Source organism: Streptomyces sp. ISL-87, assembly GCF_018614095.1.
GTDB lineage: Bacteria > Actinomycetota > Actinomycetes > Streptomycetales > Streptomycetaceae > Streptomyces.
Map to the genome: position 1 here is coordinate 33,191 of NZ_JAGGOY010000042.1, position 13,504 is coordinate 46,694.

Sequence of the window (13,504 nt, forward strand, 5' to 3'; positions counted from 1 at the left end):
ACATGGCGGAGTTCACCATGGAGCTCAACGACGACCAGAAGCAGGTACGGGACTGGGTCCACGGCTTCGCCGCCGATGTGATCCGGCCCGCGGCCGCGGAATGGGACGAGCGCGAAGAGACTCCGTGGCCCGTCATCCAGGAAGCCGCCAAGGTCGGCATCTACTCGCTCGACTTCTACGCGCAGCAGTTCTTCGACCCGACCGGCCTCGGCATCCCGATGGCGATGGAGGAGCTCTTCTGGGGCGACGCCGGCATCGCCCTGTCGATCGTGGGCACAGGTCTCGCCGCCATCGGCGTCGTCGCCAACGGCACCGAGGAGCAGATCGGCACCTGGATCCCGCAGATGTACGGCGACCAGAACGATGTGAAGGTCGCCGCCTTCTGCTCCTCCGAGCCCGACGCGGGATCCGACGTGGGCGCCATGCGCACCCGCGCCGTCTACGACGAGGCGAAGGACGAGTGGGTTCTCAACGGCACCAAGACCTGGGCGACCAACGGCGGCATCGCCAACGTCCACATCGTCGTCGCCGTGGTGGACCCGGAGCTGGGCACCAAGGGGCACGCCTCCTTCATCGTGCCGCCGAACACCCCGGGCCTGTCCCAGGGCCAGAAGTTCAAGAAGCACGGCATCCGGGCCTCGCACACCGCCGAGGTGGTGCTGGAGGACTGCCGGATCCCCGGCTCCTGCCTGCTGGGCGGCAAGGACAAGCTGGACGAGCGCCTCGCCCGGGCCCGCGAGCGGGCCAAGGCGGGGGGTGGCGAGCGAGTGAAGAACGCCGCCATGGCCACCTTCGAGGCCTCCCGTCCGGCGGTCGGCGCCATGGCCGTCGGCACGGCACGCGCCGCGTACGAGGTCGCCCTCGACTACGCGAAGACCCGTACGCAGTTCGGCCGTCCGATCATCGACAACCAGGGCGTCGCCTTCCAGCTCGCCGACATGCGGACCCAGATCGACGCGGCCCGTCTGCTGGTGTGGCGGGCGTCGTGGATGGCGGTCGCCGGCAAGCCCTTCACCTCGGCGGAGGGATCGATGTCGAAGCTGTTCGCGAGCGAGGTGGCCAAGAAGGTCACCGCGCAGGCGGTGCAGATCCTCGGCGGGAACGGCTTCACCCGGGAGTACCCGGTGGAGCGGATGCACCGCGACAGCGCGATCTACACGATCTTCGAGGGGACCAGCGAGATCCAGCGGCTGGTGATCGCCCGCACGATCTCGCAGATGCCGATCCGGTAGACCTGTGCGCATGGCGCCCCCGGATGCCTCACGGAGTCCGGGGGCGCTTGCCGTCTAGTGCAGCGGCGTCAGGCAGGAAGGGGTAGACCCGTCGTAGCTGTACGCGGGGTCGGCGACGAAGTCGAGAGGGGCGCAGGACGCTTCGGACGAATGAAGGCGCTTGGTGACCTTGTACTGGGCGCTCGACGAGTAGCAGTCCACGACCTCCAGCCGCTGGTCGCTCCAGGTCCCCTTGTTGCGTACGCACTCACCGACCGACAGCGCCGGCTTGTCCTCGCCGACGAGCAGGCCGATCACGATCAGCGTCGGGATCGCGAGGAAGAACAGCAGCAGCGGCACGAGGAACAGCAGCACCGGGGCGCGCCGCAACATCGGCTTGCCCGGGTCGAGGGCGGGCCGGTAGCCGCCCGCCGGGGGCGCCAGTTTCCGGAAGGCCGACCGGGGGCCCAGGTTCATCAGCAGGGTGACGGGCGTGATGAACAGCGACAGCGGACCCCACCAGCCTTGCCACAGGGTGTCCGCGGACATCCGGCGGTAGGTGGAGAGCCCGCAGTCCCGGCAGAACGGCCCGGGCAGGCTCAGGAACCGCATCACAACGATCATGCCCTGGTGGCCGCGTACGGTCGCGTGCGCGGCGGGCTGGGCCCCGCAGACGCGGCAGCCGTACGCGCCCTGCGGCGGCGGGTAGAGGCCGTACGGGACGGCCTGCTGCTGCGGTGGCACGGCGTACGGGCCGTGCGGCCAGTGGGGGCCGCCCTGCTGGGGCGGGGTGGGCTGCGGGCCGTAGGGGCCGCCCTGTTGGGCGGCGTACGGGGGATAGGGGCCGGCGCCGTGCTGCGGTGGCGGAGTGGCCACGGAACATCTCCTCGGTCTCGCGGTGATCACCGGGCGCGGTGATCACGGCACCCTAGCCGCGGCCCTCGGGGGCGCGGCAGGCGGGCCGGACCGCGACTCCCACCGGGTCGCCGGACGTGATTCTCCCCACGCCCGTGCGGGCCGTGAAGCCGCCACATCTCCTGCGGCGCCCGGAGCGTACGGTGAACGATCCGGACAGCGGGCATGAGCGGATGGTAATCGGGCATACACACCCTGAACTGGACCTCGAATATGGGTTCCGTCCGGGGGCGGAGATCAGTAATACTCACCGCCACCGTGGATCGCGGATTCGACCGGGTGACCACCGGCCCTCCCGCCCCACACTGCGAGGAGGTGCACCATGTGCTCCCACCAGCCCCCCTGCCCGAACGCCGACGACGCCGATCACGACGCCGCCCGCACCGTGGCCTTCCACCCCGAACAGGGCTGGAGCCTGCTCTGCAACGGCGCCGTGGTCTTCGACGACACGGGCGAACTGCTCCCCGACGGCCGCACGGTGGAGCCCCACCGCCTGGCCCTGGTCTGAGCGAGGAGGCAGCATGCGCCAACAGCTGATCCGCAAGCCCGTCCCCAAGCCCGCCCCACGAGACCTGGACCTGCGCACACCGTCGGGAAGACCCCTCCCGTACTGACGGGAGCCCACGCCGGCATCGCCCAGGCACGCCGCAGCCGTCCACCGGCCGGAGATCAGCCGGTGGACGCAGCCGCGCCGCCCCGGAAGGCGCTCTCGTACGCCGCGTCGCCGATGGCCGCGCGGGCCTGCCGCTCGCCCCGGTCCCGCAGGGCCGTCAGCGAGGGGGAGCCGCCCATCTGGGGCCGGCCCACCGTGCGCCACCAGGCGTGCCCGGTGCCCAGCAGGCGCGCCGCCAGTTCCCCGTCGCCCAGGGCCGCCACCGCCGCCGCGAGCAGGTCCAGGCCCAGCGCGATACCGAAGCGGTCCCCGAGCAGCCGCTTGCCGGACAGCATGGCCCGTACGTGCCGGGCGGCCTCACCGTGCTCGCCGAGCCCCAGCGCGGCCACGGCCAGGATGTAGTCCGCGTACGCCCGCAGCCAGCGCTCGCCCAGCTCGGTGCACGCCTCGCGCAGGCCCAGCGCCTCCTCCGCGGCCTCCTCGAAGCGCCCGAGGTCGCACAGGGCGTAGCCGGTGGCCAGCCGGCACAGGAGCCATCCCGGGCCGTTGGTCCGGCCGCCGTGGCCCGCCCGAGCCCGCGGGCCCGCCAGTGTGAGGGCCCGCGCCGCGTCGCCGGGCATCATCACCGACACCGCGTGCAGATAGGCCGCGCGCAGCTCCCGTTCCGGGTCCGCCAGCCGGGCCGCCTCGCGGGTGCACTCCTCGCCGAGCTCCCGGGCCGTGTCCAAGTCACCCTGGAGCATTGCCGTCAGCCCGAGGGCCCACAGCGCCTGGGTGTACGCGGCGCCCGTGCGCGGGGCCGCCCGCATCGCCCGCTCCAGGAAGGCCCGGCCCTCGTGGAGGTGCCCGCACGAGAACCAGAAGAACCAGAGGGCCCCGGCCATCTCCAGGGCCGCCGTCGGATCCGAGCCGAGCAGGTGCTCCAGGGCGGTGCGCAGCTGCGCGTGCTCGGAGGTCATCCTGCGGTACCAGTCCACCTGGCCCGGACCCAGCCAGCCCCGGTCGGCGGCCTGGGAGAGCGCCGCGTACCAGTGGGCGTGCCGGTCGGCGACGGTCCGTACCTCGCCGAGCTCGGTCAGCCAGTCGTGCCCGTACTCGCGGATCGTGTCCAGCATCGTGTAGCGGGCCCCCGCACCCCGCTCCTCGCTGCGCCGGACGACCGACTTCGCGACGAGGCCGGCCAGCACCCGCTCCACCCGGGACGGGGGCAGCGGGCCGCCCGCGCACACCGCCCGGGCCGCGGCCACGTCGAAGTCCCCGGTGAATACCGAGAGACGGGCCCACAGCAGCCGCTCCAGCGGCTCGCACAGCTCGTGGCTCCAGCCGATCGCGGTCCGCATCGTCTGGTGCCGGGGCAGCAGCGCCGTCCGGGCGTCGGTGAGTACGTCGAAGCGGGCGCCGAGGCGCTGGGCCGTCTGCTCCAGGGTCCACAGCCGCAGCCGCGCGCCGGCCAGCTCCAGGGCGAGCGGGATCCCGTCCAGCCGGCGGCACACGTCGGCGGCGACGGCCGCCCGCCCGGGGTCGTCGAAGGCGGCCGCCGCCTGCGGGGTGGCGGCGAGGGCGCGCTGGCGGAAGAGGGCGAGGGCGTCGCTGTCGGGGCCCTCGCAGGGCAGCGGCCTGACCTCGACCACCTGCTCGATGGGGCAGCCGAGCGGCTCCCGTGAGGTGACCAGCACCGTCAATCCGGGGGCGGACTGCAGGAGTTCACCCACCAGGTGCCTGCATTCGGCCACCAGGTGCTCGCAGGTGTCGAGGACGAGGAGGAGTTCCTTGTCGGCCATCCACGCGCACAGCTCCTCGTCGAGGGAGCGAGCGGAGTGGTCGGCGACACCCACGGCGTGGGCCACGGTCGTGGTGAGCAGGCCGGGATCGCGCAGCGGCGAGAGCTCCACCCACCAGCTCCCGTCGGGCCGGGCCTGCCGGACGGAGGCGGTCGCGGCGGCGCGGAGGGCGAGCCGGGACTTGCCCACGCCGCCCACGCCGGTGAGAGTGATCAGTCTCTCCTCGCGCAACAGGTCCTCGAGATGGCCGAGTTCGTACTCCCGGCCGACGAAGCTCGCCGTTTCCGGCGGCAGATTCCCCAGCACGGCGCCCGAGTCTGGCTCAGGGTCGCCACCCGTGGAGTCTGCCTGATTGTTGTTGAACGAGTACGCACCGAACACGGATGTAATTGTGCGTGATCTTCTTTCACGACAGTGCCGTTCAGGCCAATACCTCGTCAGGTCCGCCCCGGATGTCTCAGCCCGCGGACTGACCCGCGAGCACGATCCGGCGCTCCGCGGAGAAGGCTCCCCAGTTGCCGTCGGGCAGTCTGGCCCGCAGTTTTACGGCCCATTCGGTGCCGGCCGGCTCCGTCACCGTCAGCCGGTGTTCGGCCCGGCGGGTCGTGGAGGGGGCCGGTGCCCCGGCGCCGAACTGGATGACGGTGGTGGGCCGCCCGTTGACGTAGAGCTGGTACTCGCGGGTTTCGCGGCCGGTGTCCGGGGCGGTCCAGGACAGGGTGACCGTGCCCGGGGACGCGACCGCCGTGAACTCGGCTGGAGCGGTGCCCGGTCCGTCGCCGCCGGCGGGCGGGGTCGTCACGTCCGCCGCCGGGCCGTCGGGGGAGGAGTTGTCCGCGCCGTCCCGGGCCCGGACGGTGAAGGTGTAGACGGTGTCCGGCCGGAGGCCGGTGAGGGTGGTGGCGGTCTCGGCGGGGCCGGCCGTGTGGATCCGGACGCCACCCTGGTAGACGTCGTACGCCGTCACGCCCGTGTCGTCGGTCGCCGCGGTCCAGGTCAGCCGGGCCGCGCGGGGTCCGTCCGGGCGTCCCGTCGTGGCGCCGGGGGCGGTGGGGGCCCGGCGGTCGTCGGCCTTGGCGGCCGGGGTGGTGACCACGGCTGCGGCGCTGGGCCGGGAGAGGTTCCCGGCGGCATCCTTGGCCCGGACCGTGAAGGTGTAGCCGGTTCGCGGGGTGAGGCCGGTGATGTCCACCATCGTCTTGTCGGCCGGGAGTTCGCGGGCCAGGCGGTCGCCCTGGAAGACCTGGTAGCCGGCCACCCCGTCGGCCTCCGCGGCCGCCTGCCACATCACGTGCGCGGAGCCTGCGCTGCCGGCCTGGGCGATGAGTCCGGCCGGGGGCGGCGGGGGTTCGGTGTCGGCCGCGGTGCAGGCGGCCAGGGCGCCCGCGGTCAAGGTCGCGAGGGCGGTCAGGGTCAGGCGGAGGGCGGGGGTGGGGGCGGTGCGTCGCACGGGTGCCTTCCTCGCCTTCCTCGGCTCTTCGGCTTCCTCGCAAAGGTCTAGACATTTATGACATGCGGCGCCGCGGCCGGGCAAGACCCGTGAGGCCGGCCGACTCCGTCACGGACGGTCAACACCCGTTCGGCGGACACGACTTTCGCTCGAAGGCGGCCCCTCCTGCGCAACCATGGCGCCGCGTAAGGAGGTTTCGATGGTGATTTCCCTCTCCGTTGTCGTCCTGCTCCTCGTCCTCGCGTGGATCTTCCTGCGCGGCGGCGGCCTCAAGTTCTCGCACGCCCTCGTCTGCGTCCTGCTCGGCTTCTACCTCGCGAGCAGCAGCATGGCCGCGACCATCCACGACGGCCTGTCGGCCACGGCCCAGGTGGTCTCCAGCCTCAACCCCTGAGCGCCCCAGCGTGATCAACTGTTGCGCGTTCGTGAATCATCCGGCTCTTCCATGGACTCCTCGGGCTCCGCGATTTAGCGTCTGGCGGCGGCGCGATGTCAGACACCACGTCAATAAAAACTGAAGAGAATGGGAGGAAGCCCGGATGTTCCGAAGAGCGCTGAACTGCGCGGTGGTCCCGGTCATCGCCGTCTTCACGGCGATGTACGGGATCTCACCGGCCCAGGCCGAGGAGATACCCAAGGCCCCCGGCCACCGCCTGGTCAGCCACTACGACGGCAGCCCCGCGTCCGCCGTGCCGCTGACCGGCGAGAACCCGCCGCAGCACCCCTTCCTCGCACCCAACGGCCGCAGCGGCATGCACTCCGACGCGGCCGGCAGCGCCACGTCCCCCTGGTCCGGGCCGCTCGGCAAGAACCCCCGAGTGACCAGTGAGAAGATCGCCGCGCTGGGCGGCGAATCCGCACCGGTGAGCGCCGCTGGAGGCAGCTGACCGGCACCGGACCGCTCTACGACAACAACTGGGCCCCGATCACCCTGGGCCCCGACGGCACGGCGTACGTCGGCGTCTTCAACGGCATCGTCGCGGTCCGCGACGGCGGCTGACGGAAACCCGGACCGCCGCGGGGGCCCCTCGGCCCCCGCGGCGCGTGTCATCCGCCGTGCCGCCAGAGCGGGTGCTCGCGCTCGGCCCACTCCCGCTCGACGGAGCCCGTGCGCATACCGCGCCGAGCCTCCGGATCGGCCAGGGCCTGGGCGATGTGCCCGGCGAGCACGACACCGAGAGTCAGGGCCAGCCAGTCGTGGACGAAGGTGGCGCCGGACCGCCAGACGAGCGGAGCGAGGCCGGTGAACCACATCAGCAGCCCGGTCCCGAGCATCACGAGGACCGCACCGCCCAGCCAGCCCGCGTACACCTTCTGCCCGGCGTTGAACTTTCCGGCCGGCCGCCGCGGCGAGCGGTCGCGGCGCAGGGCGGCCCGCAGCCAGGCCCGGTCGTGCGGCCCGAAGCGGTTCAGCCGCTCCAGGTCGGCGCGGAACGCCCGCGAGGCCAGCCCCAGCAGGAACGGCACGACCGTCAGCAGCCCCGACCACTCGTGCACGGTGACCACGAGGTGCCGGCGCCCGACGAGCTCCGCGAGCGGCGGCAGGTACAGGCAGGCCGCGGACGCGACGCACAACCCCATCAGCGCGGCCGTACCCCGGTGCACCAGACGCTCCGCGCGGCTGAACCGGCCTACCCGGGCGGGCTGTTCAGACAGTAGGGGCATCGTCGCGTCCGTTCGACTTGCCGACCCAGGCATCGATGTCATAGCCGAGACGCTCCCAGTAGCCGGGTTCGACGTCGCGGGTCACGGTGATACCGGAGAGCCACTTGGCCGACTTGTAGAAGTACATCGGGGCCACGTACAGCCGGACCGGGCCGCCGTGGGAATGGTTCAGCGGCTTGTCCTGCATCCGCAGCGCCACCATGACGTCGTCGCGCCTGGCCTGCGGGAGCGTGAGGGTCTCGGTGTACGTGCCGTCGAAGCAGCTGAAGCGGATGGCCCGAGCCTCCGGCCGCACCCCCGCGGCGTCGAGCAGCTGGAAGAGCGGAACCCCCTCGAACGGCGTGCCGGGGACCCGCCAGCCGGTGACGCACTGGACATCGCGGACCACACGGGCCTGCGGGAGCCGGCGGAGCGCTTCCAGGGTGTACGTCGTCGGCCGCTCGACCAGCCCGTCGACGGTCAGCCGGTAGTCGTCCGGGCCGCGTTCGGGGACGGACGAGGCGACCGAGTAATAACGGAACCCGCCACCATTGGGCAGCAGCCCGGTCAGGCCCGTGGGGTCCTTGTCGGCGGTGGCGCCGAGGACGGCTTCGAAGCCCCGCTGGAGAGAGGGCGCGCCCGCCAGACCGGCTGCCCCGAGCCCGACCATCCCCAGGACCAGACGACGTCCGACCGGGGCGCCCCGCCCGTCGGGGTCCGCATGCTGTTCTGTGCTCACCCGGCGATTCGACCACCGCGGCCGCCCCGAAACCAGGCCTGGCGGGTGTCCGTCAGACTTCCGTCACACCTTGACGTCACAGCTCCAGGCGTACGGATCACCCGGTTTCCGGCTACGAGGTGCCGCCTCGGGCGTACGGGGCTTTCAATGCAGGTGTCCGAGGCGGCCCTCCGCGGGGCCGCCCCCAGACCTCGGCGGCCCCGCGCGCGCCGGCCCCACCTCTGGAGACCGCCTGCCGCTGCCGCAGCCCCCCTCCCGGGCTGGCTCGACCGGCTGCTGCCGCACGTGGACACCGAGGGCGAGGGCGAGACGGCCGGCCCGGTGGCCTGACGCCGTCGGGGTCGGGGTCGGCGCTGGCGCCGGTGAACCGTCAGGACTGTCCGCCGACCCGTTCGATGGCCACCATCGCCGCGTCGTCCCCCAGCCGGCCGCCCGGTGAGTGGCTGAGCAGGTCCGCGCACAGGTGGCGCAGCAGCGCCTCCGGTCCGTCGCCCGGCCAGTCGGCGACCCGGTCCGGCAGCGGGTAGAACGCGCCGGACGCGTCGCGGGCCTCGACGACGCCGTCCGTGTACAGGAGGACGATGTCGCCCGTCTCGAAGCCGAAGTACTGCGGGGCGAAGCCGGTGTCCACGAACTGGGTGAGGCCCAGCGGCGGCGCCGGGTGGTCCACCTCCAGCGGAATGACCCGTCCGCCGCGCAGCAGTAGGGGCGGCGGGTGCCCGCAGCTGATCAGCTGCAAGGTCATCTCCTGGTCGCGGATGTCGAGCACGGCCGCCGTGGTGAAGCCCTCGCCCGGCGGGGCCGGGTCGTCTCCGCTGCCGTCGGGATCCGCGGTGACGGCGGCCTCGAGGTAGGAGACCAGTCCCGGCAGGTCTGCCTCCTGATGGGCGGAGGCCCGGAAGGCGCCGAGGACGATGGCGGCCTCCCCGACCGCCTCCAGCCCCTTGCCGCGGACGTCCCCGATGATCAGCCGCGTACTGTGCGCGGTCCGCGCGGCGGCATAGAGATCGCCGCCGATCTGCGCCTCGGCCTCTGCCGCCAGATATACGGAGGCCACCCGCAGCGGGCCCATCCGGTCGCGCAGCGGCCGGAGCACCACCTGCTGTGCGGCCTCGGCCACCGACCGGAGTTGGGTGAGCTGCTCCTCGTGGACCTCGCGCAAATGCGCGAAGAAGGTCACGAACGCCGAGATCAGGACCAGGGCGATGATCTGGAAGGTGTGGTTCAGATCCGTGAGGGTGGTCCGCGCGACGGCCACCATCGACTGCGCCAGGACCGCCACCGCGCCGACGAACCCCGTCATCCGCGGCCCGGCGAACGAGGCGGTGACGGCCGGTGCGGCGACGAGGAACGGACCCAGGTGCACATCGGGTGGCGCCAGGACGTCGACCACCGTGACGATGGCGATCAGCGCGAAGGGAACCGACAGCATCGCCATGCGCGGTTCCGGGTACCGGCGAAGACGTGGGTGCGGCAGCCGGTCATCCATGACTCCTGGATACACCGCGCTGATCGTTCTCGCGTACCGGCCATGCCGTGACAGGTGACGGAGCGTCGGCCGGTCGAGCGAGCGCGTGCACACATCACCCGTGGCCGGCGCGGGGTCGCGGTTCTCACCCGCCTGACGCAGTATGAAGCCATTTGCCCTGCCGGATGTATCCATCCGCTTACCATGTGTGGCGAACGGTGCTAATCGCCCATAACTTCTGCATCATGACGAATCGGCAGCTGAAGTGCCTGGCATACATCTCGGTCGTCATGGCCGCCGGTGTGGGCGCAGCCGCGCCCTCTTCCATGGCGGCCAGACACCTGGTGCATCCAGGCCAATCGATCCAGGCGGCGGTGGACGCCGCACGGCCGGGGGACAGCATTCTCGTGCTGCCCGGCACCTACCACGAGAGCGTCCTCATCACGAAGAGGCTGACCCTGACGGGGGTGGGGTATCCGGAGCGGACCGTGATCACGCCTCCGACGGCGGGCGTCCGCGCGGGCAACGCCTGTGCGCAGGCGGGCAATGGAATCTGCGTCATGGGGGACGCGGCGAAGACCGTCGACTGGGTGAACATCCGTTCCCTGACCGTGTCCGGCTTCAAGAAGAGCGGAATCTGGGCCACCTACACCGACCGGCTGCGCGTCGAGCGCGTGACCGCCGAGAAGAACGGGACCTGGGGCATCGCCCAGCAGAGGTCCACCCGGGGGGTGTTCCGCAACAACCTCGCCCGGGACAACGGGGAGTCCGGCATCTTCATCGCCAACACCATCGACCACGAGGGCGGCGCCACCGACACCAAGGGCGCCGTGATCCGCCACAACACGCTGACCGGCAATCGGATCGGAATCACCGTCAGGCGGGTCAGGAACCTGTCTGTCAGCGACAACACCCTCACCGCCAACTGCGGCGGCGTCTTCGTCGTCGGTGACGAGGGCAAGCCGGCGGCCGGAGACATGACCGTCCGGGACAACCGGGTCATCGCGAACAACAAGTTCTGCGCCGGCACCACCCGCCTCCCCGCCATCCAGGGCAGCGGCATCGTGCTCACCGGCGCCGAGGACACGCTCGTGCGCTCGAACACCGTCCGCGACAACGTCGGCGCCTCGCCGCTCTCGGGCGGGATCGTGCTGTTCCAGAGCTTCGTGGGCGCGGCGAACACGAACAACGTCATCAGGGACAACGTGGTGACGGGCAACAAGTCGGCGGACCTGGCCAACCGGGGCAAGGGAACGGGCAACACGTTCCAGGGCAACAGGTGCCTGGTCTCCGAACCCGCGGGGATGTGCTGACCGGTGATCCCCGCCATCATCAGGAGAAACGAGGCCGTATGACCACGGTAAGTTCCACCCCCACCTCCCCCTCCAAGCCCGCGGCCTCCGCCGCGCCCACCCCGCAGCCGGCGATGCGACTGCGCGAGCTCGTCTTCGGGGCGGCCTGCGCCGCGGCCGTACGGGCGGCCGCCCGCCTCGGCGTCGCCGACGCGCTCGGGGAGTCACCCGCCTCGGCGGCGGAGCTGGCCAAGGCCGTGAACTCCGAGGAGCAGCCGCTGCGCCGACTGCTCCGGGCGCTGTCCTGCTACGGGATCTTCGCGGAGACCGAGGACGGGAAGTTCGTCCACACCGAGATGTCGCGGCTGCTGCGCGACGACGATCCGAACAGCCTGCGCTACATCTCCCTGTGGTGCACGGAGCCCTGGACCTGGCAGGCGTGGCCGCGGCTCGACGACGCGGTGCGCTCCGGCGGGAGCGTGTTCCACGAGCTGTTCGGCAAGGGCTTCTTCGACTACCTGCACCAGGACGCGCACGAGTCGGCCCACGTGTTCAACCGGGCCATGACCACGTCCAGCGAGCAGTCGGCGCGGGACGTCGCGGAACTCCTCGACCTCACCGGCGTGTCCGTGGTGGCGGACATCGGGGGCGGCCAGGGGCACGTGCTCGCGAGCCTGCTGGAGAAGCACCCGAAGGTGAAGGGGACCCTGCTCGACCTGCCCGGCGTGGTGGAGCGGGCGGATCCCCGGCTGCGCGAGGGCGGCTCGCTCGGCGGGCGCGCCTCCATCGTCCCCGGGGACTGCCGGGAGGCCATCCCCGTCGACGCCGATATGTACATCATCAAGAACATCCTGGAGTGGGACGACGACAGCACCCGCAGAACCCTGCGCAACGTCGTCGCGGCGGCCCGCCCCGGAGCGAGGGTAGTCATCATCGAGAACCTCGTCGACGACACTCCGTCGATGAAGTTCACCACGGCCATGGACCTCCTCCTGCTGCTCAACGTCGGAGGCGCGAAGCACACCAAGGAGAGCCTCGTCAGCCGGATGGCCGACGCCGGTCTGGTGCTCGGTGAGATCCGTCAGGTCAACCCGTATCTCCACGCCTTCGAATGCACCGTGCCCGCCTGACATCGGCCGGTCCCCGCGACACCGCCCCGAACCCGGCACTGCGCCGGGCTCGGGGCGGTCGTACGCGGGGAGGTCGTACGCAGGGGCGTCGTGCGCGGCCGGAACGGGTGGCCGGACACCCGGGTCAGGGTTCCTCCGGCGCCCGCCGGTCGGTGATCATCCGCATGCTGGAGCGTGCCAGGCAGCGCGAGATGTCCTCGTCGGTGGCGAGGACCCCGTCCTTGGCCTCGTCGAGCAGCCGGGCGAGCACGGCCGCCTTGTGGCCTCCCTCGATGCCCAGCGCGAGAGCGGGCCGGGCGTCGAGGGGGCCGCTCATGTCGAGCATCCGGACGACGATGTCGTCGCGCTGGAAGACGGTGCTGCCGGCTATGGGGTTCGTCGGGTCGTCGGCGGCCGCCTCGTCCTGGCCCGCGAGTAGCCGGGCGAGCGCCGTACCGCACCCCTTTTTGGCGGGATAGAAGAGGGCGTGCCGCCGGATGCCCGCGGGCTCGTGCCCGCCGGCCCCCACATGGTGCACCACGGGAAGGGCCGCCCGGGTGAAGAACACCCGCGCTGAATCGGGGTCGGTGAGGTCCCGGTCCTGTTCCAGATACGGGTTGATGGCTTCCTCGAGGGCCTGGACCTCGGGTTGCTGCGCCACGTGCCGCAGTGCCGCCAGGAGGTCGCCCTCGACCTCGACGGCCCGTACGACGCGGTTGCCGTGCATGAAGAGGGAGGTGCGCCGTAGCCGGGTGTTCTCGTCGACCCGTGCCTGCGGGGAGGTGTACCCGGCCAGCAGTTTCGCGACGATGTCCTCGCTGCCGGGTCTGACGGTGAAGGTGAGGGCGTGGCGGACCACGCCGTCGCCCAGCCGGGGAGCGGCCTGGAGCCTGCCGCCGGCCGATTCCGGAAGGCTGCGGAAGGCCTTGCCCATCTCCTGCAGAACGCTGAAGCGGAGCGAGCGGGTGTCCCGTACACAGCCGTGCAGCGGCTGGACCGTTTTCACGTGTTCCTCGCTGTTCACCCAGGCCAGGAAGGGTGACGCGCTCTCCCATTCGCTGGTGATGAGCCACTGGGAGGGGTTCTCTATCGACTGGCACAGCTCCTCGCTGATGTGTCCGGGGACGGACGACACCTGGCTCCGCAGATGTTCGTACACCTCCAGGAACTGCTTCTGGGCGCCGTCGTACAGGTCCAGCAGCAGCACGACTCGAAGCCTGGAGCCGTCGAAGGCGGACTGCGATATCCGTTCCGACACGGTTGTCATCTTTCACACTCCTTC

The 13,504-nt window shown here is 71.6% G+C and carries 12 protein-coding genes and 1 pseudogene; 6 read left to right on the forward strand and 7 right to left on the reverse strand.

Annotated elements, in window-relative coordinates:
• Positions 1-2 precede the first annotated feature (2 nt).
• The gene (locus J7I97_RS16150; protein ID WP_214935444.1) at positions 3-1,232 is read left to right on the forward strand and encodes an acyl-CoA dehydrogenase family protein; all 1,230 of its coding nucleotides are present in this window, start codon (positions 3-5) and stop codon (positions 1,230-1,232) included.
• 54 nt (positions 1,233-1,286) lie between these two features.
• Here the strand turns inward: J7I97_RS16150 and J7I97_RS16155 are convergent, their stop codons facing one another.
• Positions 1,287-2,087 carry a hypothetical protein gene (locus tag J7I97_RS16155; protein ID WP_214935446.1) on the reverse strand — a complete coding sequence of 267 codons (801 nt, stop codon included), beginning with the start codon at positions 2,085-2,087 and terminating at the stop codon, positions 1,287-1,289.
• Positions 2,088-2,448: 361 nt separating this feature from the next.
• Here J7I97_RS16155 and J7I97_RS16160 point away from each other — a divergent pair, with 361 nt between their 5' ends.
• On the forward strand, positions 2,449-2,634 hold the full coding sequence (locus tag J7I97_RS16160) for a DUF5999 family protein (RefSeq protein ID WP_214935448.1): 186 nt from the start codon (positions 2,449-2,451) through the stop codon (positions 2,632-2,634).
• Positions 2,635-2,795: 161 nt separating this feature from the next.
• On the opposite strand, the gene J7I97_RS16165 is transcribed toward J7I97_RS16160, so the two are convergent.
• Positions 2,796-4,826 carry an NB-ARC domain-containing protein gene (locus J7I97_RS16165; RefSeq protein ID WP_214935450.1) on the reverse strand — a complete coding sequence of 677 codons (2,031 nt, stop codon included), beginning with the start codon at positions 4,824-4,826 and terminating at the stop codon, positions 2,796-2,798.
• 151 nt (positions 4,827-4,977) lie between these two features.
• Positions 4,978-5,970, reverse strand: coding sequence for a fibronectin type III domain-containing protein (locus J7I97_RS16170; protein WP_308369182.1), 993 nt, complete (start codon positions 5,968-5,970; stop codon positions 4,978-4,980).
• A 199-nt stretch (positions 5,971-6,169) separates the two neighbouring features.
• Here J7I97_RS16170 and J7I97_RS16175 point away from each other — a divergent pair, with 199 nt between their 5' ends.
• Together J7I97_RS16175 and J7I97_RS16180 are read left to right on the forward strand one after the other, a co-directional pair.
• Positions 6,170-6,364, forward strand: coding sequence for a hypothetical protein (locus tag J7I97_RS16175; protein ID WP_214935452.1), 195 nt, complete (start codon positions 6,170-6,172; stop codon positions 6,362-6,364).
• Between the two features lie 145 nt (positions 6,365-6,509).
• Positions 6,510-6,848, forward strand: a pseudogene (locus tag J7I97_RS16180) (hypothetical protein); the annotation flags it as partial.
• A gap of 169 nt (positions 6,849-7,017) precedes the next feature.
• Here the strand turns inward: J7I97_RS16180 and J7I97_RS16185 are convergent.
• From J7I97_RS16185 to J7I97_RS16195, 3 genes are all read right to left on the reverse strand, one after another.
• Positions 7,018-7,635: a cytochrome b/b6 domain-containing protein gene (locus J7I97_RS16185; RefSeq protein ID WP_251058851.1), complete on the reverse strand. Its 618-nt coding sequence runs from the start codon at positions 7,633-7,635 to the stop codon at positions 7,018-7,020.
• Entirely contained in the window at positions 7,619-8,284 is a 666-nt protein-coding gene (locus tag J7I97_RS16190; protein ID WP_214935508.1) for a molybdopterin-dependent oxidoreductase, read from the reverse strand. Before J7I97_RS16190 ends, J7I97_RS16185 begins: the two co-directional genes overlap by 17 nt.
• A gap of 439 nt (positions 8,285-8,723) precedes the next feature.
• Positions 8,724-9,791, reverse strand: coding sequence for a PP2C family protein-serine/threonine phosphatase (locus tag J7I97_RS16195; RefSeq protein WP_251058852.1), 1,068 nt, complete (start codon positions 9,789-9,791; stop codon positions 8,724-8,726).
• Between the two features lie 275 nt (positions 9,792-10,066).
• On the opposite strand from J7I97_RS16195, the gene J7I97_RS16200 reads away from it, so the two are divergent.
• The gene (locus J7I97_RS16200) at positions 10,067-11,134 is read left to right on the forward strand and encodes a nitrous oxide reductase family maturation protein NosD (protein ID WP_214935458.1); all 1,068 of its coding nucleotides are present in this window, start codon (positions 10,067-10,069) and stop codon (positions 11,132-11,134) included.
• Positions 11,135-11,172: 38 nt separating this feature from the next.
• Complete coding sequence (locus J7I97_RS16205; protein ID WP_214935459.1) at positions 11,173-12,243, forward strand: methyltransferase; 1,071 nt, start codon at positions 11,173-11,175, stop codon at positions 12,241-12,243.
• Between the two features lie 124 nt (positions 12,244-12,367).
• Here the strand turns inward: J7I97_RS16205 and J7I97_RS16210 are convergent, their stop codons facing one another.
• Positions 12,368-13,489, reverse strand: coding sequence for a SchA/CurD-like domain-containing protein (locus J7I97_RS16210; protein WP_214935460.1), 1,122 nt, complete (start codon positions 13,487-13,489; stop codon positions 12,368-12,370).
• Positions 13,490-13,504 lie beyond the last annotated feature (15 nt).